The sequence below is a fragment of the Pseudomonas coleopterorum genome, assembly GCF_900105555.1.
GTDB lineage: Bacteria > Pseudomonadota > Gammaproteobacteria > Pseudomonadales > Pseudomonadaceae > Aquipseudomonas > Aquipseudomonas coleopterorum.
In genome coordinates this window covers 3,988,081-4,008,084 of sequence record NZ_FNTZ01000001.1, presented here as the reverse complement: position 1 = coordinate 4,008,084, position 20,004 = coordinate 3,988,081, and the positions used below count along the sequence as shown (strand labels likewise).

The following is a 20,004-nucleotide window of genomic DNA, read 5'->3' as shown; positions in this document are numbered from 1 at the left end:
CGGTCGTCTGCAGCGCCTGCCGACGCGGCTCGCGCCGCTGCTACAGGGGACCGTGTTCATCCAGGCGATGCAGGCCATCGGCAACCCATCGCATGTGCCAACGCCGCGTTTGCCGGCAATCACATCCCCTGTAGCAGCGGCGCGAGCCGCGTCCGGGCGTTACGCAGGTCGGGGGAGGGCCGCGAGCCGCTGGAGCGGATCCTGGCGATAAAACAGGCGCAGCTGTTCATAGACCAGCGGATAGGCCTCGTGCAGCAAATCCGGCGCGGCGAAGAAATACTCGCTGGTGACGGCGAAGAACTCCGCCGGGTTTTCCGCCGCATAGGGGTCGATGGCCGTTTCCGCATCCGGATCGGCATCGAGCTGGCGATTGAGATCGTCGTAGGCGTGCTGCATGGCGCTGGCCCAGTCGCTCACATGCATGTCCCCGTGCAGCGGCGGCAGGCCGTTGGCGTCGCCGTTGAGCATGTCGAGCTTGTGCGCCAGTTCGTGGATGACCAGGTTGTAGCCGTCCCAGCCACCGCTGGTCATCACCCCCGACCAGGCAAGGATGACCGGCCCCTGTTGCCAGGCCTCGCCACTGTGCTCGCCGTCCCACTGGTGCTCCACGCCGCTGGGATCGCGGTAGCGCTGCGGGCTGACGAAATCGTCGGCGTACAGGACGATTTCGTGAAAGCCCTGATACCAGTCCAGATCGCCCAGTTGCAGCAACGGCAATTGCGCCTGTGCCGCAAGGTGAAGGCGGGCGCGATCGTCGAGTTCGACACCGGGCAGGCAGGTCAGGGCCTTGGCCTGCAGGAACAGCACGCAGGCCTCGCGCAGGTGTTGGTCCTGCCGTGCATCGAGGCCCTCGAGGATCGGCAGGTCTTCACGCACCGTTTGCCACAGCGCGTCATCGATACGGTGGCGGTCCAGAATCCGCTGGCGCCGCCAGGCCTTTAACGACCACATGATTTCAGCGCGACGGGGCAGGGCCGCCCATACGGCTGCGCACCAGGCCGATGATCATCGGCAGCAGCGAAATCAGGATGATCGCGACGATCAGCAGGGTCAGGTTCTGTTTGATGAACGGCATGTTGCCGAAGAAGTAGCCCAGGGTCACCAGACCACAGACCCACAACACCGTGCCCAGCACACTGAAGCCCAGGAAGCGCGGGTAGTGCATCTTGCCGACACCGGCCACGAACGGGGCAAAGGTACGCAGGATCGGCAGGAACCGCGCCAGGGTAACGGTCTTGCCGCCGTGGCGAGCATAGAAGGCGTGGGTCTGATCCAGATAGTCGCGACGAAAGATCTTGGAGTCCGGGTTGCTGAACAGCTTGTCGCCCACGGTACGCCCGACGGTGTAGTTGGTGCTGTCGCCCAGGATGGCGGCGGTCATCAGCAGGCCCGCGAGCAGGAACGGGTCCATGCCGCCACCGGCCGCCACGGCACCGGCGATGAACAACAGCGAGTCACCGGGCAGGAAAGGCATCACCACCAGGCCGGTTTCGCAGAAGATCACCAGGAACAGGATCGCGTAGACCCAGGTGCCGTACTGGGTCACCAGCATGTTGAGGTACACATCCAGGTGCAGGATGAGGTCGATGAAGCTGAATTCCATGGCGGGTACCTGTGCTGATTCGATCTTTGAGAATCCGCGCAGTATACCGATGGGTGAAGCAGGTTTGTTGGCCGGTTTGCCAGGCACACGCAACCGACCGGCGGTCGCATGTCGGCGCAGTGAAACCATCAGGGTGGGTAGAGCAGGACAGGGTCGGCAGAACAGGCGGGGGACGCCAAGGCATCCCCCGCTGCCATGGGGTTAGAAGAAGCCCAGTGGATTGATGTCGTAGCTGACCAGCAGGTTCTTGGTCTGCTGGTAGTGGTCAAGCATCATCTTGTGGGTCTCGCGGCCCACGCCGGATTTCTTGTAGCCACCGAACGCGGCATGCGCCGGGTACAGGTGGTAGCAGTTGGTCCAGACCCGTCCGGCCTTGATCCCGCGGCCCATGCGCCAGGCACGGTTGATGTCGCGGGTCCAGACCCCGGCACCCAGGCCGAACTCGGTGTCGTTGGCGATGGCCAGGGCTTCGGCTTCGTCCTTGAAGGTGGTGATGCTGACCACCGGGCCGAAGATTTCCTCCTGGAACACGCGCATCTTGTTCGTGCCTTTGAGCAGGGTCGGCTGGATGTAGTAGCCGGTCGACAGGTCACCTTCGAGCTTCTGCACCTGGCCGCCGGTGAGCAGTTCGGCGCCTTCACCCTTGGCGATTTCCAGGTAGGAGAGAATCTTGTCGAACTGCTGCTCCGACGCCTGGGCGCCGACCATGGTGTCGGTATCCAGCGGATCGCCGCGCTTGATCTGCTCGACCTTTTTCATGACTTCCTTCATGAAAGCCGGGTAGATGGATTCCTGCACCAGCGCGCGGGAAGGGCAGGTGCACACCTCGCCCTGGTTGAAGAAGGCCAGCACCAGGCCTTCGGCGGCTTTCTCGATGAAGGTCTGCTCGGCCTGCATGATGTCTTCGAAAAAGATGTTCGGCGATTTGCCGCCCAGCTCCACCGTCGAGGGAATGATGTTCTCGGCAGCACATTTCATGATGTGCGAGCCCACCGGTGTCGAGCCGGTGAAGGCGATCTTGGCGATGCGCTTGCTGGTGGCCAGCGCTTCGCCAGCCTCCTTGCCGAAACCCTGGACCACGTTGAGCACGCCTGGCGGCAGCAGGTCGCCGATCAACTCCATCAGTACCGTGATGCCCAGCGGCGTCTGTTCGGCCGGCTTGAGCACCACGCAGTTGCCGGCGGCCAGTGCCGGGGCCAGCTTCCAGGCGGCCATCAGGATCGGGAAGTTCCAGGGAATGATCTGCCCGACCACGCCCAGCGGCTCGTGGATATGGTAGGCGACGGTGTTGCCATCGATTTCGGCGGCGCTGCCTTCCTGGGCCCGCAGGCAACCGGCGAAGTAGCGGAAATGATCGGCCGCCAGCGGAATGTCGGCGTTCAGGGTTTCGCGAATGGCCTTGCCGTTGTCCCAGGTTTCGGTGATGGCCAGGGTTTCCAGATTCTGTTCGATACGGTCGGCGATCTTCAGCAGGATCAGCGAGCGAGCCTGTACCGACGTCGTGCCCCACGCCTCGGCGGCGGCATGGGCGGCGTCCAGCGCCTTGTCGATGTCGCGGGCATTGGAGCGGGGGAATTCGGCGATGGGCTTGCCGTTGACGGGTGAGGTGGTGGTGAAGTAGTTGCCGTCCACCGGCGCGACGAATTCGCCGCCAATATAGTTGCCGTACTTGGCCTTGAACTCGACCTTGGCGCCTTCGGTGCCCGGGTGTGCGTAACGCATGGGGAGTCTCCTGCTGTTGTGGTTCTGTGGAGGACGCGCGGTAGCGCCCCTTAAGCGTAGAACAAAGCCAGGCAGGGCGCCTTGAAACCACTGGACAGCGGCAGGCGGGAAGCGGGTGGTCGCCAATCAAAGGATGCGATTTTTCCTACCCTACGCTACCCTGCCTCGACGTTTTACGAGGCCAACCATGCACATTCACATTCTCGGTATCTGCGGCACCTTCATGGGCTCTCTGGCGGTGCTCGCCAAGGAACTGGGCCACCGTGTCACCGGGTCGGACGCCAACGTCTATCCGCCCATGAGCACCCAGCTGCAAGCTCAGGGCATCGAGTTGACCCAGGGCTACGACGCCACTCAGCTGGAGCCTGCACCCGATCTGGTGGTGATCGGCAATGCCCTGTCGCGCGGCAACCCAGCGGTCGAATACGTGCTGAACAAAGGCCTGCCCTACGTTTCCGGCCCCCAATGGCTGGCCGACCATGTGCTGCAGGGGCGCTGGGTGCTGGCCGTTGCCGGCACCCACGGCAAGACCACCACCAGCAGCATGCTGGCCTGGGTGCTGGAGCATGCTGGCATGGCGCCGGGCTTTTTGATCGGCGGCGTGCCACAGAATTTCGCGGTGTCCGCCCGCCTGGGGCAGACGCCGTTCTTCGTGGTCGAGGCAGACGAATACGACAGCGCGTTTTTCGACAAGCGCTCCAAGTTCGTCCACTACCGCCCGCGGACCACGATCCTCAACAACCTGGAATTCGATCACGCTGACATCTTCCCCGACCTGGCGGCTATCGAGCGTCAGTTCCATCACCTCATCCGCACGGTGCCCAGCGAGGGCCTGGTCATCCACCCCACCACCGAGCCGGCTTTGAGTCGCGTGATCGAGATGGGTTGCTGGACACCGGTGCAGACCTCGGGCGAAAACGGTCAATGGCAGGCGAATCTGCTCAGTGCCGATGGCTCGCGCTTCGAAGTGTCGTTCGAGGGTGTGGTGCAGGGCACGGTGGATTGGCCGCTGACCGGCCAGCACAACGTGGCCAATGCCTTGGCAACCCTGGCCGCCGCCCGCCACGTCGGTGTGGTTGCGCCGTTGGGTATCGAGGCGCTGTGCGCGTTCAAGAGCGTCAAGCGGCGCATGGAATGGGTCGCCGAAGTGCAGGGCGTCACCCTCTACGACGATTTCGCGCACCACCCCACGGCTATCGCCACGACGTTGGACGGCCTGCGCAAGCGCATTGGTGATGCGGCATTGATCGCGGTGATCGAACCGCGTTCCAACTCCATGAGGCTTGGCGCGCACCGCGACGGCCTGCCCGAGAGCGTCCGCGACGCCGATCAGGTGATCTGGTACGCGCCCCCCAATCTGGGCTGGGACCTGGCCGCGACGGCGGCGCAGTGCCCGGTCCCGGCAATCGTGGCCGATTCGCTGGAAGCCATCATCGAGCGGGTCAAGGGCCAGGCTCGGCCCGGCACCCATGTGGTGATCATGAGCAACGGCGGCTTCGGCGGCCTGCATCTGAAACTGGCGGAGGCGCTCAAATGAGTAGCCCGCAGCGCATCACCCTGGCCATGACCGGCGCCTCGGGCGCGCAGTATGGCTTGCGCCTGCTCGACTGCCTGGTGCGTGAGGATCGCGAGGTGCATTTCCTTATCTCCAAGGCCGCGCAACTGGTGCTGGCCACCGAGACCGACGTCACCCTGCCGGCCAAACCGCAGGCCATGCAGGCTTTTCTCAATGAGTACACCGGAGCGTCCGCCGGGCAGATCCGCGTGTATGGCAAGGAAGACTGGATGTCGCCGGTGGCCTCGGGCTCCGGTGCGCCCAGTGCGATGGTGGTGGTGCCGTGCTCGACGGGAACGCTGTCGGCCATCGCCACCGGCGCCTGCAACAACCTCATCGAGCGTGCCGCCGACGTCACCCTCAAGGAGCGGCGGCAGTTGATTCTGGTGCCGCGGGAAGCACCGTTTTCGACCATTCATTTGGAAAACATGCTCAAGCTGTCGCAGATGGGCGCGGTGATCCTGCCGGCGGCGCCGGGGTTCTATCACCAGCCGCAGACCATCGACGACCTGATCGACTTCGTCGTCGCGCGCGTGTTGAATCTGCTCGATATTCCTCAGGACATGCTGCCGCGTTGGGGGGAGCACCACCACGGCAGCGACGACTGAGGCGCGGGCGGCAAGCTATTTGCCCAGGCGCCGCAGCTCGTCCGACTCCACCACGCGCACGCCGTCCTGTTCCTCCAGCGCCAGGCGCCATAGCGCGCGGGCCAGTTGCAGCGCTTCGATGCCGTGGTACTTGCCCGGAATCAGTTTCGACAGGGGCCCGGCAATGCGCTCGGCCAGGCGTGCCTCGACGCGGTCACCGATCAGCAGCGAAGGCCGGGCGATGGTCAGTTGCGGCCAGCCCTGCGCACGCAGGGCCTCTTCGGTTTCGCCCTTCACCCGATTGTAGAAAACCGAGGATTGCGGGTCGGCGTCGATGGCGCTGATCAGCAGAAAGTGCCGCGCGCCCAGTTCCAGGGCGCGCTGGGCATAGGCGACGATGAGCGTATGGTCGACCTCGCGAAACGCCTCTTGGGAGCCGGCTTGCTTGATGGTCGTGCCCAGGCACGAGAAGGCGATGTCCACCGGCCCTTGCAGGTCTGCCAGCAGCGGCAGCAACGGCCCCACCGGGTTTTCCAGGTGCGCGTGCTCGGCGAGGGGGCGGCGGGTAGGCGCCAGGACTCTTTTCACGGTGGGTTCGGCGAGCAGGCGATCGAGCAGATGCTCGCCGGTCAGGCCCGTGGCGCCCGCGAGAAGGATGTGCTGCGGCGTCAAGTACATGCGGTGTCTCCCTTGATACAGGCAGCGTGAAGCGGATGCCCTATGGCGTGTTATCAGGCGCTGCGGCAGCGTGCAATGCGCGCTTGGCCTGTTGTTGGCGCAATCGCTGCCAATGCGCGAGCACCCCCTTGGGCGCCCAGATCTGTGGCTGCGAGGCCTCGTAATTGTCGGCGATCTCCCGTTCGGCAACGTGCCGGCTGGCAAGTTCGAATGCCTGCTGCAGGTCGTCCGTCTGGTTCAGGGCCTGGGCGAACAGGGCGTCGCCGAAATAGGTGAAGTCGGCCTCTTCGGAGCAGCCGAAGGACACGCGGTCGGCTCGCGAGGCGGTCATGATCAGGGTTTTCTCGTCCCTGAGCGCTGGAATGAAACCGCCCGAGTAGCAGGCCGAAATGACTACCACCTTGTCGCGGCCCTTGAGCGGTGCCAGCACGGCGGCCAGTTCATCGGCCGGCAGGTCGCCCAACTGCAGGCGAGGTTGGTCGAGCACCAGTTCGTGCTCGCTGGTGCCGTGGCTGGTCAGGTAGATGAACACCAGGTCTTCCGGGCCGCTGCGCGCCGCCAGCGTCTGGACGCTGCGGCTCAGGGTTTCGCGACTGGCCATCGCGCGATCGGCCAGGTGATCACGATGGTTGGCCAGGGTGATCTGGCCGATGGCGCCGAAACGGCTGGCGAGCATGCCGGTGACGTAGTCGGCTTCGCGCATGAACACGCTTTGCTTGCCATCCCCGGCCAGCGCCAGGCTGTACAGTTCGATCGCCGCGGTGGACGGCGGAACGGCGGCGAGCGCCTGCTCCAGCAGCCGACCCTGGTTGAGCAGCCCCTGCTCCAGCGGATCGGGCAACAGGTGGCCCTGGGCGTCGCGAATGCGCTGGCCATTGAGCCAAAAGCCGACCTGGGTGCTGCCATCCTTGAGGGTCAGGGTGCCCTGGCCTTGATAGGTGTCGTTCTCGAAGATGCCGCTGTAGGTGCTGCCGTCGGCCAGGGCCAGCCAACCCTTGCCACTGAAGCGCCAGTCGGCGAATTCGCCCTTGTAGTGGCTGCCATCGCTGGCGAACATTTCGCCCTTGCCGCTGAGCACGCCTTCCTTGAAGGTGCCGATCCACACGTCGCCTGCGGCATTCTCGTAGCGGCCACGGCCGTGCAGCTGGTTGAGGTGGAAGTTGCCGATGTACTGGTCGCCGTCGGCGTTGCTGAACGTGCCGTGGCCTTCGAGCAGGCCGTTGACGAAGGTGCCAGTGAACTGATTGCCCGCCGCATCGCTGCGCGTGCCTTCGCCATTGGGTTTGCCGTGGGCGAACCAGCCCTGGTACTGGCTGCCGTCGTCGAGCTCGATGTGGCCTTCACCCCAGTACTGATCTTCCTTGAAGCCGCCGCGGTACGACACGCCGGCTTCCTTGAAGGTGCCCTCACCCTGGCGCCGTCCCTTGACGAAGCCGCCGGTGTAGGTGGTGCCGCGCGCGATCAGCGTTCCCTGGCCATGAAACAGTCCATGGTCGAAGCCGCCGGTGTAGACCTCGCCATTGCGCCCGTGCCATTGGCCCTGGCCCTGCCACTGGCCGTCCTGGAACTGCCCGGCGTAGCCGCTGCCGTTGGGGTAGTCGACCCGGCCCTGGCCCTGCAACAGCCCATTGACCACGTCCCCCCGATAGCGACCGCCATCGGGCAGTCGCGCATCGGGCGGCGACAGTGGCTCGCCATCCCCGCAAGCGGCGATCAACAACGACAGGGCGAGGGGGACGAGAGGGCGCATGAGCGGGTCCGGGCGATTGAGGCGCCGAGTATGCCGCAGATGCAAGGGTGGAAAACAGATGCAGGGTGCTTTTCGGCCACGCGCTGCCTGCACGCCGACAGCGTTCGGATGATCGTCGCCTGCCTGCTCGGTCCGTATCCCGCCAAGGGGTGCGCCATCTTGCATCACCCAGGCGTACGCCCGAGGTGCTTATAATGCCTGGCTTGCGAAGGAGACCCCCAATGTTGCTACGCGGTTTGACCTGGCTGGTCCTGTTCCAGCTGTTGGGCACGGCCCTCAATCATCTGATCCTGCCTGTGTTGCCCGGTCCGATCATCGGTCTGGTGCTGCTGCTGATCTACCTGATGGTCCGTGGCGAGGTCAGCGAGCCGCTGAGCCTGGCGGCCAACAACCTGTTGCGCTACCTGCCCTTGCTGCTGGTGCCGCCTGCAGTGGGCGTGATGGTGTATGCCCAGCAGATCGCCGATGACTTCTGGGCCATCGTCGGCTCGCTGGTGATTTCCGTCACGGTATCCACGGTGTTCGTTGGCTGGCTGATGCAGCGCCTGATCCGTCGCCGCCGACACGACACCCCGGTGCAACCATGATGCTGGACTGGCAGGGTGCGGTGCAGGCCGTCATCCATCATCCGCTGTTCGGCATCGGCATCACCTTGGGCGCCTATCAACTGGTGCTGGCCGGCTACGAGAAGACCCGCTGGATCTTCCTGCAACCGGTGCTGCTGTCGATGCTGCTGCTGGTCGCGGTGCTGGTCGGCTGCGGGATCAGCTATGCCGAATACCGCAAGAGCACGGAAATTCTCGGCATTCTGCTGGGCCCGGCGACGGTGGCCCTGGCGGTGCCGCTGTTCCTCAACCTGCGGCGGATTCGTCAGTTGCTGTGGCCGACGCTGATCACCTTGGGCCTGGGCGGCCTGTTCGCCACGGCCTTGTGCCTGCTGCTGGGGCGTTGGCTGGGGGCCGATCACATGATTCTGATGACCATGGCGCCCAAGTCGGTCACCTCGCCGATCGCCATGCTGGTGGCGGAGCAGATTGGTGGCGTCGCAGCGCTGGCGGCCGTGTTCGTGCTGATCACCGGCGTCATCGGTGGAATCTTCGGCCCCGGCCTGCTGTCTCTGCTGGGCGTCGAGCATCCGGCGGCGCGCGGGATGGCACTGGGCCTGAACGCGCATGCGGTGGGGACCTCGGTGGCATTGCAGGAAAGTGAAGAAACCGGCGCCTTCGCGGCGCTGGCCATGAGTCTGATGGGCGTCGGCACGGCGGTTTTCCTGCCGTTGGCCATCAGCGCATTCGCGTGAGGACACAAGCCATGACATTGCCGCTCTTTCCCCTCAACACCGTGCTGTTCCCAGGCTGCGTGCTGGACTTGCAGCTGTTCGAGGCGCGTTACCTGGACATGATCGGTCGCTGCATGAAGCAGGGTACCGGCTTCGGGGTGGTCGGTATCGTCGACGGCGCAGAAGTCGGCCACGCACCGAGCGCGCACGCCCAGGTGGGCTGCGAGGCGGTGATCATCGACTTCCAGCAGCAGGACAATGGCCTGCTGGGCATTCGCGTGAAAGGTGCGCGGCGCTTCCGTGTCGAGCGTACCGAGGTACAGAAGGATCAGTTGCTGGTGGCCGACGTGAGCTGGCTGGATGAGCAGGCGGACCCGCCGCTGACCGAAGAACATGCCGATCTGCAGGCCCTGTTGCAGGCATTGGCCGAACATCCCATGGTCGCCGCTCTGGGCATGACCGAAGGTGCTCAGGGACAGCAGTCGTTGGCCAACCAGTTGGCCTATCTGCTGCCGTTCACCGAGCAGGAGAAAAGCCGATTGCTGGCCCAGAGCGACCCTGGCGTGAGCCTGACGCAGATCCAGGCCCTGCTTGATACCCTGCAGGGTGACGCCCAGGCCTGATCTTTCGCAGGATCATGGGCGCTCCCTGCGCTTGGGCTACATATAGCGATACTGTTCCAGTGCCATCGGCAGCCCGTGCACGGCGAAGAAGCCGAGCAGCAGTGCGCATGCCGGTACTACCAGCCACCAGACATGCAGGGGCATGGCCGGCAGCGGCTTGCGATATTCCACGGCCGCCAGGCACGAGGCGCAGACGAAGCAGGCCAGCATGGTTCCGGCCATGATGTCGGTCGGCCAATGGGCGCCCAGGTAGACCCGCGACAAGGCAATCGACAGCGCTGGAATGCTCGCCAGGATGACCCAGACCAGGCGCATGCGCGGCGTCTGCCGACGTCCGGCCAGGATCGCCAGGCTCAGAAAGAACGCGAAGGCCGCCGAGCTGTGCCCGCTGGGCATGCTGAAGGTGGTCAGCGGTTCGAGCAGCACGTCGGGCCGCTGCCGCGCCACCAGGTGTTTCAGCGAGCCGTTGAGCAATGCGGTGATCAGCATGGTCGAGCAGGCGAACAGGGCCGGCCGCCATTGGCGGGTGATCAGCAGCAGTGCGGTGAGCAGTCCGGCCACCATGAACTGGGTGCGGAAATCGCCGATGCGTGTCACCAGCACCACGAAGGTTTCCGCGGCCTCGCTGCGGTGCTCCTGCACCAGGGTCTTGAGGCCGTTGTCCAGCGCGCTCAGGTGCGGGAAGCCGAAGAACAAGGCAATCAGCATGATCAAGGAGGCGATGGCGATCAGCATCGTGCCGCGCTCGCGGTTGCGCCACGTAGCATGCAGGCTCAGGCCCATCAACAAAGCGATACAGGCAACGACAATACCGGCCTGTGGCCAGAAGTCATCGGGCAGGGGCAGGCGGAATGCCGCACCGGTGGCCCAGCCTGGTAGCAGATAGGCCACGGACCAGCCGGCTGCCGCCACCAGACTGACGAGAATGAAGCGCGGCAAGGGCATGTCGAGCATGCCGGCGACCATGGGCAGCATCGGCCGCAGCGGGCCGATGAAGCGTCCGACCAGCAGGCTGGCGACGCCGTAGCGCTGGAAATAGCTCTCGGCGGTTTCCAGCCATTGCGGGTGCGTGCGCAGCAACGGCAGGCCACGGATGTTCTGGTGAAAGCGCCTGCCCAAGGCGTATGAAATGGCGTCGCCCAACAGGCCACCGGCGTAGCCCAGCAGCAGGGTTTCGCTGAGCGACAGCGCACCGTTGCCCGCCAGCACCGCCACGGCGAACAACACCACCGTGCCGGGTACGACGATCCCGGCGATCGCCAGGCATTCGATGCAGGCGATGGCGAAGATCGCCACGCCCAGCCACTGCGGATGCAACGTCAGCCAGCCTGTCAGACTGTCCAGCCATTCGCCCATGAGTCAGGTTCCTTGAAAGATCGAGAAATAATCGCGGCCTTCGATCTGGCCGCGACGCAGGGGGTTGCGCGTGCAGAAGCGGGCATAGCCGGCATCCACGAAGCGATAGGGCAGGTGTTCGTCACGGCCCAGCGGAATGCCCAGGCGCGTGGTCTGCACAACGTGCGGGACAGTGGCGCCGACGTCGTCGACGAACAGGTGCTCGGTGTCGAAGCGCTGGGCGTCCCACACCGGCACTTTCAGGCCCAGGGCCTTGCACAGCAGGGTCTGCCCGGCGCACAGGCGCTCGGCCGGACGCGGCTGGCCGCTCGCATCGGGATTGTTGAGCTGCATCTGGGCGAAGGCGTTGTCGTCGGTGCAGGCGTCGAGCCAGGGGTAGGCCGATTTGATCAGCACCGCGTTGCCCGGCCCCTGGGCACTGAAATTCAGCGAATCGCCACCGCGGGCGTAATACATATAGATGTGGCCGCCGTCCAGGAACAGCGCACGGCGCTTGTGGGTATAGCCAAGCGAGGCATGGCTGCCGCGATCCGTGACGTAGTACGCCTCGGTTTCGATGATGCGCGCCGACAGCCAATAGGGACCCTGACGATGGCGAATCACCTTGCCGAGCAACGCACGGGCCAGGGATTGCGCGTCGGTATCGAAAAAGGCGTCGGGCAACGGGTTGAACATAACGGGGTCCATTCGGTGTCGCGGTGGATGATAGCAATTGCACATCGGGCAGGCCCGTGGACATATGTTTAAAGAGGTGTTTTCGACCATCCGCCCGTCACCGCTGTTAGTGGGCGTACGTGACAGCTATAATCAGCCGCTTTCCTCTTTGCCAAGACCACAGAGACCATGACCGAGTCCGTTCTTGACTACATGACCCGCCTGGGTCGCGCCGCCCGCGAAGCCTCGCGGGTCATTGGCCGTGCCAGCACCGCGCAGAAGAATCGCGCCCTGCAGGCGGCGGCCAGTGCCTTGGACAGCGCCCGCGCCGAACTGGTTGCCGCCAACGAGCAGGATTTGGCATCGGGTCGCGCCAATGGCCTGGACGCGGCCATGCTCGAGCGCCTGGCGCTGACCCCTGCGCGCATCGACGGCATGATCGTCGGCCTGCGCCAAGTGGCCAGCCTGCCGGACCCGGTCGGCGCGATCCGCGACATGAGCTACCGGCCTTCGGGCATCCAGGTCGGCAAGATGCGCGTGCCCCTGGGCGTGGTCGGCATCATCTACGAGTCGCGGCCCAACGTGACCATCGACGCCGCCAGCCTGTGCCTGAAGTCGGGCAACGCGACCATCCTGCGTGGCGGCTCCGAGGCCATCCATTCCAACCGCGCCATCGCCGCCTGCATCCAGCGCGGCCTGGCCGAAGCCGGCTTGCCCGCCGCCGTGGTACAGGTGGTCGACACCACTGACCGCGCGGCGGTCGGCGCCCTGATCAGCATGCCCGAGTACGTGGACATCATCGTGCCGCGCGGCGGGCGTGGTCTGATCGAGCGCGTCAGCCGCGAGGCCAAGGTGCCGGTGATCAAGCACCTGGACGGCATCTGCCATGTGTTCGTCGACGCCGGGGCCGACCTGGCCAAGGCGCAACGCATCGCCTTCAATGCCAAGACCTATCGCTACGGCATCTGCGGGGCCATGGAAACCCTGCTGGTCGACCAGTCGGTGGCGGCCAGCTTCCTGCCGCCGATGGCCGCCCAGTTCCGCGAGAAAGGCGTCGAGTTGCGCGGTTGCCCGCGCACCCGCGACCTCATCGACGCGGTACCGGCCAGCGAAGAGGACTGGGATACCGAGTACCTCGCGGCCATCCTGTCGATCCGTGTGGTCGACGGCCTGGACCAGGCGATCGCGCACATCAACCAGCACGGCTCGCACCACACCGATGCGATCGTGACCGAGCAGCAGGGTCACGCCCGGCATTTCATCGCCGAAGTCGACTCGGCCTCGGTCATGGTCAATGCCCCGACCTGTTTCGCCGATGGCTTCGAGTATGGTCTGGGCGCCGAGATCGGCATTTCCACCGACAAGATCCATGCTCGCGGTCCAGTGGGGCTGGAAGGCCTGACCTGCGAGAAATACGTGGTGATCGGCGACGGGCAGTTACGCGGCCAGGAGCCGGTCTGAGTTGACCGCACCGAGCCGCCCCGGTCCCCACGCTGTACACTCCCGCGCTGCGCGTCGAATCGGCGTGCTGGGCGGTACCTTCGACCCGGTGCACATCGGTCATCTGCGCGGCGCCGTGGAGGTGGCCGAGGCACTGGGTCTGGATGACCTGCGGCTGGTGCCCAGCGCGCGGCCGCCGCATCGTGACCAGCCGCAGGTATCGGCCGAGCAGCGCCTGGCCATGGTGCGTGCCGCGGTGCAGGGGCTGGCGCCCTTGAGCGTGGATGACCGCGAACTGACGCGCGACAAACCGTCGTACACCCTCGACACCCTGGTGTCGATGCGTGCCGAGCTGGACCCGCAAGACCAGTTGCTCCTGCTGCTGGGCTGGGACGCCTTTTGTGGCCTGCCCACCTGGTACCGCTGGGAAGAACTGCTGCAGCACTGCCATATCGTCGTGTTGCAGCGACCTGATGCCGACACCGAGCTGCCCGATGCCCTGCGCAATCTGGTGGCGGCGCGTTCCATCAGCGACCCGCAAGCCCTCAAGGGGGCCTGCGGGCAGATTACTTTCGTCTGGCAGGCACCGCTCGCGGTGTCGGCCACCCAGATCCGTCAACTGCTGGCCAGCGGCAAGTCGGTGCGTTTCCTGGTGCCTGACGCTGTACTGGCCTACATCGAGGCGCACGGGCTGTACCGTGCGTCCAATTGAACTGAACGAGTTTTTTTATGAGCAATAAGCAAGCAATCCCTGCAGAAGAAATCGTCGAGCTGACCAAAGCCGCTCTGGAAGACGTCAAGGCCCAGGACATTCTGGTCATCGACGTGCGCGACAAGAACAGCATCACCGACTTCATGGTGATCGCCACCGGTACCTCCAACCGCCAGATCAGCGCCATGCGCGAGAAGGTTCGCGAACTGGTCAAGGCCAAGGGCGTCAAGCCGCTGGGCGAAGAAGGCGCGGGCGACAGCGACTGGGTCCTGCTGGACCTGGACACCGTGGTGGTGCACATGATGACCGCCGCCTCGCGCCAGTTCTACGACTTGGAACGTCTGTGGCAGGGCGCCGAGCAGAGCCGTGCCGCCAGCGCTGCGCACCATACCCCTGGCCACCAGGCTCTTAACGACCAAGAGTAGTCTGGGCCATGCGTCTGCGTCTGATCGCGGTGGGTTCGCGCATGCCCAAGTGGGTGGAAGAAGGCTGGCATGAGTATGCCAAGCGTCTGCCTGCCGAGCTTGCGCTGGACCTGGTCGAAATTCCGCTGAACACCCGCGGCAAGAATGCCGACGTCGCACGCTTCATCCGTCAGGAAGGCGAAGCGATGCTGGCCAAGGTCGGCCCGGGCGAGCGCATCGTCACCCTGGAAGTGCACGGCAAGCCCTGGAGCACCGAGCAGCTGGCGGTGGAGCTGGATCGCTGGCGCCTGGACTCGCGCACGGTGAACTTCATGGTCGGTGGCCCCGAGGGGCTCGCGCCAGAAGTCTGCGCCCGTGCCGAGCAGCGCTGGTCGTTGTCGCCGCTGACCTTGCCTCACCCGCTGGTACGGATACTCATCGGCGAGCAGCTGTATCGCGCCTGGACCGTACTGTCCGGGCACCCTTATCACAAATAGGCCGTAAACCAGCCGATGTCCCAGCCGATTCGCCTCAAGGACCACGAGAAAGACGCGCGTACCGTGCGCAGCCGCGTCGTGGTCGGTGCGGCGGCGATTCTGGTGCTGATCTGCGTCCTGATCGCGCGCCTGTATTTCCTGCAGGTGATCCAGTACGAGTATCACTCCACCTTGTCGGAAAACAATCGGGTGCACGTGCAGCCGATTCCGCCCACGCGCGGGCTGATCTTCGATCGCAATGGCGTGGTTGTGGCCGACAACCGACCCAGTTTCAGCCTGAGCATGACCCGCGAGCGCTCCGGCGACTGGCGCCAGGTGCTCGACACCATCGTCGAGGTGCTGGAGCTCAGCGACGAAGACCGGCAACTGTTCGAACGCCGCATGAAACAGGGGCGCCGGCCGTTCGAGCCGGTGCCGATCCTGTTCGAGCTCAACGAAGAGCAGATCGCCCGGGTCGCAGTAAACCAGTTTCGTCTGCCCGGTGTGGAAGTGGTCGCGCAATTGGTGCGGCACTACCCACAGGGCGCGCATTTCGCGCACTCGGTGGGGTATGTCGGACGCATCAACGAAAAGGAACTCAAGACCCTGGATCCGGTGGACTACAGCGGTACTCACCACATCGGCAAGACCGGCATCGAGCGCTTCTACGAGCCGGAACTGCACGGCACGGTGGGTTACGAGGAAGTCGAGACCAATGCCCGCGGCCGTGTGCTAAGGGTGCTCAAGCGCACCGATCCGAAACCGGGCAAGGACATCGTCCTGAGCCTGGACATCAAGCTGCAGGAAGCTGCCGAAGAAGCGCTGGGCGGTCGGCGCGGTGCCATCGTGGCGATGGACCCGCGCACCGGTGAAGTGCTGGCCATGGTCAGTCAGCCCAGCTTCGATCCCAACCTGTTCGTCACCGGCATCGGCTTCCAGGCCTATGCCGACCTGCGCGACTCGATCGATCGGCCGCTGTTCAACCGTGTATTGCGCGGCCTGTATCCACCTGGTTCGACGATCAAGCCTGCGGTAGCGATCGCCGGCCTGGACTCCGGCGTGATCAACGCCGGTTCGCGGGTGTTCGACCCCGGCTTCTATCAGTTGCCCAACTACGACCACAAGTACCGCAACTGGAACCGCACCGGCGATGGCTGGGTCGACCTGGACACCGCCATCATGCGTTCCAACGACACCTATTTCTATGACCTGGCGCACAAGCTGGGCATCGACAAGCTGGACAGCTACATGGGCCAGTTCGGCATCGGCCAGAAGGTGTCCCTGGACATGTTCGAGGAGTCGCCGGGCCTGATGCCTTCGCGCGAATGGAAGCGCAAGACCCGTCGCCAGGCCTGGTTCCCCGGCGAAACGCTCATTCTGGGTATCGGTCAGGGCTACATGCAGGCCACCCCGCTGCAATTGGCCCAGGCCACCGCTCTGGTGGCCAACAAGGGCAAGTGGAATCGTCCGCGGCTGGCGCGCACCATCGAGGGCGCGCCGCCGGTGGACGAGAACCCCATGCCCGACATCGTGCTGCGCAACCCCTCCGATTGGGGCAAGGTCACCCATGGCATGGAGATGGTCATGCAAGGTGCCCGCGGTACCGCGCGCAAGGCGGCCATCGGCGCCAAGTACCGCATCGCCGGCAAGTCCGGTACGGCTCAGGTCGTCGCCATTCGCCAGGGCGAAAAGTACGACCGCAGCAAGGTCCAGGAACGCCATCGCGATCATGCCCTGTTCGTCGGCTTCGCGCCTGCCGACAACCCGCGCATCGTGGTGTCGGTGATGGTCGAGAACGGCGAGTCCGGCTCAGGCGTCGCCGCGCCCGTGGTGCGGCAGATCATGGATGCCTGGCTGCTCGGCCCCGACGGCCAGTTGAAACCCGAATACGCCAGCGCCGCGGGCGCGGAGATCACCGCCCTTGAAGAGTAATTTCGACCGCATCCTCTCCAGCGAGGATGTGATGCGTCGCCGCGCGACGTTCCTGCAGCGCATCCACGTCGACGGCCCCCTGCTGATCCTGCTGCTGACCCTGGCGGCCGGCAGCCTGTTCGTCCTGTATTCGGCCAGCGGCAAGAACTGGGACCTGCTGATCAAGCAGGCGACCTCGTTCGGTCTGGGCCTGGTCTCGATGTTCGTCATCGCCCAGCTGGAGCCGCGCTTCATGGCGCGCTGGGTACCCTTGGCCTACGTGGTCGGGGTGATATTGCTGGTGGTGGTGGACGTGATGGGCCACAACGCCATGGGCGCCACGCGCTGGATCAACATTCCCGGGGTCATCCGCTTTCAGCCCTCCGAGTTCATGAAGATCATCATGCCGGCGACCATCGCCTGGTACCTGGCCAAGCGAACCCTGCCTCCCACGCTCAAGCACGTGGCGGCCAGCTTGGCCCTGATCGGCATTCCCTTCGTGCTGATCGTGCGTCAGCCGGACCTGGGCACGTCGCTGCTGATCCTGGCTTCGGGCGCCTTCGTGCTGTTCATGGCCGGGCTGCGCTGGCGCTGGATCCTCAGCGTGCTGGCTGCCGCCGTGCCCGTTGCCGTGGCCATGTGGTTCTTCATCATGCACGACTACCAGAAGCAGCGGATCCTGACCTTCCTCGACCCGGAGAGCGATCCGCTGGGGACCGGCTGGAACATCATCCAGTCCAAGGCGGCCATCGGCTCCGGCGGCGTGTTCGGCAAGGGCTGGCTGCTGGGCACGCAGTCGCACCTGGACTTCCTTCCCGAAAGCCATACCGACTTCATCATCGCGGTGCTGGGCGAGGAGTTCGGCCTGGTCGGCATCTGTGCGCTGCTGTTGATCTATCTGCTGTTGATCGGCCGCGGGCTGGTGATCACCGCGCAGGCCCAGACCCTGTACGGAAAGTTGCTGGCCGGCAGCCTGACCATGACTTTTTTTGTTTACGTTTTCGTCAATATCGGTATGGTCAGTGGCCTGCTGCCGGTGGTGGGGGTGCCGTTGCCATTCATCAGCTACGGCGGAACTTCGTTGGTGACCCTACTGTCAGCGTTTGGCGTTTTGATGTCGATCCACACCCATCGCAAGTGGATCGCACAGGTTTGAATAAGGTGAGCAATTGCATGCAAGTAATGCGTAGCTGGGCAGCTCGAAGCGTTCCCTGGATCGGCCTGATGGGTCTGTTGGGGTCGGCACAGCAAGCCAGCGCCGGCGACTACGGTGGCTCACCGCAGGTGACCCAGTTCATTGGTGAGATGACCCGCGACTATGGCTTCGCCAGCGACCAGTTGAACGAAGTGTTCAGGGAAGTCGAGCGCAAGCAGTCGATTCTCGACGCGATCTCGCGTCCCGCCGAACGGGTCAAGCCGTGGAGCGAGTACCGGCCGATGTTCATCACCGATGCGCGTATCGCCCGCGGCGTCGACTTCTGGCGTCAGCACGAAGCGGTGCTGGCCCGTGCGGAACGCGAATATGGCGTCCCGGCGCAGGTCATCGTCGCGATCATCGGTGTCGAAACCTTCTTCGGCCGCAACACCGGCAATTATCGGGTGATCGACGCGCTGTCCACCCTGAGCTTCGATTACCCGCCGCGCGCGCCATTCTTCCGCAAGGAGCTGCGCGAGTTCCTCATGCTGGCGCGCGACGAGCAGCTCGATCCGTTGACCCTCAAGGGCTCGTACGCGGGGGCCATGGGCCTGCCGCAGTTCATGCCCAGCAGCTTCCGCGCCTACGCGGTGGATTTCGACGGCGACGGCCACATCAATATCTGGACCGACGCCGATGACGCCATCGGCAGCGTCGCCAGCTATTTCAAGGAGCATGGATGGGTCGCCGGCCAGCCAGTGGTCAGCCGGGCCAGCGTTTCCGGTCCGCAGGTCGACGATGGCTTGAGCCCGGGCATCGACCCGGTCAAGAATGTCGGGCAGTTGCGGGCGCTGGGCTGGTCGAGTCATGATGCGCTGCGCGACGACCTGCCAGTGACCGCCTTCCGCCTGCAGGGCGCCGAAGGTCCGGAATACTGGATGGGCCTGAAGAATTTCTATGCAATCACTCGCTACAACCGCAGTGTGATGTACGCCATGGCTGTGCACCAACTGTCGGAATCGCTGGTTCAAGCACGGGGCGTCAAGTAATGCGGGCAATGCCGATACGTACATCCTCAGCCATCGCGGCCTGCGCGGCACTGGGCCTGTTGCTCGCCAGCTGCTCGTCGACCCCACCGCCGTCGCGTACCGTCAAGCAATCGGGCCCGACCGTCAAAGCCATTCCCGGCCTGAACATCAATCGGGCCCACAAGGACGGCGCGCCATGGTGGGACGTCGACGTGTCGAAGATCCCCGACGCCGTACCGACCCTGCACACCGGTCCCTACAAGGCCAACCCCTATACGGTGCTGGGCAAGACCTACTTCCCGATAGCCGAGTCGCGCCAGTATCAGGCCACCGGCACGGCGTCCTGGTATGGCACCAAGTTCCATGGCCAGAACACCGCCAACGGCGAGGTCTACGACCTTTATGGCATGAGCGCGGCGCACAAGACCCTGCCGCTGCCCAGCTATGTGCGCGTGACCAACCTGGACAACAATCGCACGGTGGTGCTGCGGGTCAACGACCGCGGGCCTTTCTATTCCGATCGCATCATCGACCTGTCCTATGCCGCCGCCAAGAAGCTGGGCTACGCCGAAACGGGCACTGCGCGGGTCCGGGTCGAGGGGATCGATCCTCAGGAATGGTGGGCCCAGCGTGGTCGCCCGGCGCCGCTGGTGCTGAACCAGGGGCCGGTGGTGGCTCAGGCCCGGCCCAACATCACGCCGTCGGCCGGTACGGTCGAGCAATACACGCCGCCGCCGCAGCAACACGCGGTCGCCACGCTGCCGGTGCAGATGGACGCAAAAAAAAACGGTTCTGCACAAGCGTCTGGCCTGTATCTCCAGGTGGGAGCGTTCGCCAACCCCGACGCTGCGGAGCTGCTGCGTTCCAAGCTGAGCTCGATGGTCAGCGCACCGGCCTTCACCAGCCAGATCGCAGTCAACCAGCAGACGTTCTATCGGGTGCGCCTGGGACCGATCAATTCCCAGGGTGAAGCCCAGCAGATACAGGACAACGTGCGCATGGCCAACCTCGGCGTGCCCAAGTTGGTGACACTGGATTGAACCGCGCCGCCTGCGGGCGACGCTGCAATGAACGCCCGGCAACGGGCGTGC

At 64.7% G+C, this 20,004-nt stretch carries 20 protein-coding genes; 13 read left to right on the top strand and 7 right to left on the bottom strand.

Translation table 11 applies throughout. The annotated features are described in order from the left end of the window. Nucleotides 1–159: 159 nt before the first annotated feature. The 3 genes from BLV18_RS18040 to exaC all read right to left on the bottom strand — a co-directional run bounded on the left by BLV18_RS18040 (nt 160) and on the right by exaC (nt 3,325). Nucleotides 160–951 carry a M90 family metallopeptidase gene (locus BLV18_RS18040; RefSeq protein ID WP_090360592.1) on the bottom strand — a complete coding sequence of 264 codons (792 nt, stop codon included), beginning with the start codon at nt 949–951 and terminating at the stop codon, nt 160–162. Between the two features lie 4 nt (nt 952–955). Beyond that, nucleotides 956–1,603 carry a DedA family protein gene (locus BLV18_RS18035; RefSeq protein WP_090360590.1) on the bottom strand — a complete coding sequence of 216 codons (648 nt, stop codon included), beginning with the start codon at nt 1,601–1,603 and terminating at the stop codon, nt 956–958. Nucleotides 1,604–1,804: 201 nt separating this feature from the next. Then, a complete protein-coding gene (gene exaC, locus BLV18_RS18030) occupies nt 1,805–3,325 on the bottom strand; it encodes an acetaldehyde dehydrogenase ExaC (protein ID WP_049860826.1) in 1,521 nt (506 codons plus the stop codon). Between the two features lie 187 nt (nt 3,326–3,512). Here exaC and mpl point away from each other — a divergent pair, with 187 nt between their 5' ends. Further along, nucleotides 3,513–4,862 (top strand): UDP-N-acetylmuramate:L-alanyl-gamma-D-glutamyl-meso-diaminopimelate ligase, encoded by a 1,350-nt coding sequence (gene mpl / locus BLV18_RS18025; RefSeq protein ID WP_090360587.1) that lies wholly within the window; start codon nt 3,513–3,515, stop codon nt 4,860–4,862. Then, entirely contained in the window at nt 4,859–5,488 is a 630-nt protein-coding gene (ubiX, locus tag BLV18_RS18020) for a flavin prenyltransferase UbiX (RefSeq protein WP_090360582.1), read from the top strand. The genes mpl and ubiX overlap by 4 nt, the downstream gene beginning before the upstream one ends. A 15-nt stretch (nt 5,489–5,503) precedes the next feature. On the opposite strand, the gene BLV18_RS18015 is transcribed toward ubiX, so the two are convergent. Both BLV18_RS18015 and BLV18_RS18010 read right to left on the bottom strand, forming a co-directional pair. After that, a complete protein-coding gene (locus tag BLV18_RS18015; protein ID WP_049860828.1) occupies nt 5,504–6,145 on the bottom strand; it encodes an oxidoreductase in 642 nt (213 codons plus the stop codon). A gap of 40 nt (nt 6,146–6,185) precedes the next feature. Beyond that, on the bottom strand, nt 6,186–7,895 hold the full coding sequence (locus tag BLV18_RS18010) for a C13 family peptidase (RefSeq protein ID WP_090360579.1): 1,710 nt from the start codon (nt 7,893–7,895) through the stop codon (nt 6,186–6,188). Nucleotides 7,896–8,116: 221 nt separating this feature from the next. On the opposite strand from BLV18_RS18010, the gene BLV18_RS18005 reads away from it, so the two are divergent. From BLV18_RS18005 to BLV18_RS17995, 3 genes are read left to right on the top strand one after another with little or no spacing between them, the layout of a single operon-like run. Further along, the gene (locus BLV18_RS18005) at nt 8,117–8,482 is read left to right on the top strand and encodes a CidA/LrgA family protein (protein WP_049860830.1); all 366 of its coding nucleotides are present in this window, start codon (nt 8,117–8,119) and stop codon (nt 8,480–8,482) included. Further along, nucleotides 8,479–9,195, top strand: coding sequence for an LrgB family protein (locus BLV18_RS18000; protein ID WP_049860831.1), 717 nt, complete (start codon nt 8,479–8,481; stop codon nt 9,193–9,195). The genes BLV18_RS18005 and BLV18_RS18000 overlap by 4 nt, the downstream gene beginning before the upstream one ends. Nucleotides 9,196–9,206: 11 nt before the next feature. Continuing rightward, entirely contained in the window at nt 9,207–9,797 is a 591-nt protein-coding gene (locus tag BLV18_RS17995; protein ID WP_090360576.1) for an LON peptidase substrate-binding domain-containing protein, read from the top strand. Between the two features lie 36 nt (nt 9,798–9,833). On the opposite strand, the gene BLV18_RS17990 is transcribed toward BLV18_RS17995, so the two are convergent. Continuing rightward, entirely contained in the window at nt 9,834–11,153 is a 1,320-nt protein-coding gene (locus BLV18_RS17990; protein WP_090360574.1) for a bifunctional DedA family/phosphatase PAP2 family protein, read from the bottom strand. A gap of 3 nt (nt 11,154–11,156) precedes the next feature. Then, nucleotides 11,157–11,828, bottom strand: coding sequence for a DNA-3-methyladenine glycosylase (locus BLV18_RS17985; protein ID WP_090360571.1), 672 nt, complete (start codon nt 11,826–11,828; stop codon nt 11,157–11,159). A gap of 168 nt (nt 11,829–11,996) precedes the next feature. On the opposite strand from BLV18_RS17985, the gene BLV18_RS17980 reads away from it, so the two are divergent. Genes BLV18_RS17980 through BLV18_RS17945 form a run of 8 tightly spaced genes read left to right on the top strand, consistent with a single transcriptional unit; the run spans nt 11,997 to nt 19,953 of the window. Beyond that, the gene (locus tag BLV18_RS17980) at nt 11,997–13,268 is read left to right on the top strand and encodes a glutamate-5-semialdehyde dehydrogenase (protein ID WP_090360568.1); all 1,272 of its coding nucleotides are present in this window, start codon (nt 11,997–11,999) and stop codon (nt 13,266–13,268) included. Nucleotide 13,269: 1 nt separating this feature from the next. Continuing rightward, the gene (gene nadD / locus BLV18_RS17975) at nt 13,270–13,959 is read left to right on the top strand and encodes a nicotinate-nucleotide adenylyltransferase (RefSeq protein ID WP_090360565.1); all 690 of its coding nucleotides are present in this window, start codon (nt 13,270–13,272) and stop codon (nt 13,957–13,959) included. 17 nt (nt 13,960–13,976) lie between these two features. After that, nucleotides 13,977–14,384 carry a ribosome silencing factor gene (gene rsfS, locus BLV18_RS17970; RefSeq protein WP_090360562.1) on the top strand — a complete coding sequence of 136 codons (408 nt, stop codon included), beginning with the start codon at nt 13,977–13,979 and terminating at the stop codon, nt 14,382–14,384. A gap of 8 nt (nt 14,385–14,392) precedes the next feature. Further along, nucleotides 14,393–14,860: a 23S rRNA (pseudouridine(1915)-N(3))-methyltransferase RlmH gene (gene rlmH, locus BLV18_RS17965; protein WP_043192648.1), complete on the top strand. Its 468-nt coding sequence runs from the start codon at nt 14,393–14,395 to the stop codon at nt 14,858–14,860. 15 nt (nt 14,861–14,875) lie between these two features. Continuing rightward, nucleotides 14,876–16,771 (top strand): penicillin-binding protein 2, encoded by a 1,896-nt coding sequence (mrdA, locus tag BLV18_RS17960; protein ID WP_049860838.1) that lies wholly within the window; start codon nt 14,876–14,878, stop codon nt 16,769–16,771. A 31-nt stretch (nt 16,772–16,802) separates the two neighbouring features. Next, nucleotides 16,803–17,906 carry a rod shape-determining protein RodA gene (rodA, locus tag BLV18_RS17955; RefSeq protein WP_167375988.1) on the top strand — a complete coding sequence of 368 codons (1,104 nt, stop codon included), beginning with the start codon at nt 16,803–16,805 and terminating at the stop codon, nt 17,904–17,906. A gap of 17 nt (nt 17,907–17,923) precedes the next feature. Further along, nucleotides 17,924–18,934: a lytic murein transglycosylase B gene (gene mltB, locus BLV18_RS17950; protein ID WP_049860840.1), complete on the top strand. Its 1,011-nt coding sequence runs from the start codon at nt 17,924–17,926 to the stop codon at nt 18,932–18,934. Then, nucleotides 18,934–19,953 carry a septal ring lytic transglycosylase RlpA family protein gene (locus BLV18_RS17945; protein WP_056843999.1) on the top strand — a complete coding sequence of 340 codons (1,020 nt, stop codon included), beginning with the start codon at nt 18,934–18,936 and terminating at the stop codon, nt 19,951–19,953. The genes mltB and BLV18_RS17945 overlap by 1 nt, the downstream gene beginning before the upstream one ends. The last annotated feature ends 51 nt before the right edge of the window (nt 19,954–20,004 follow it).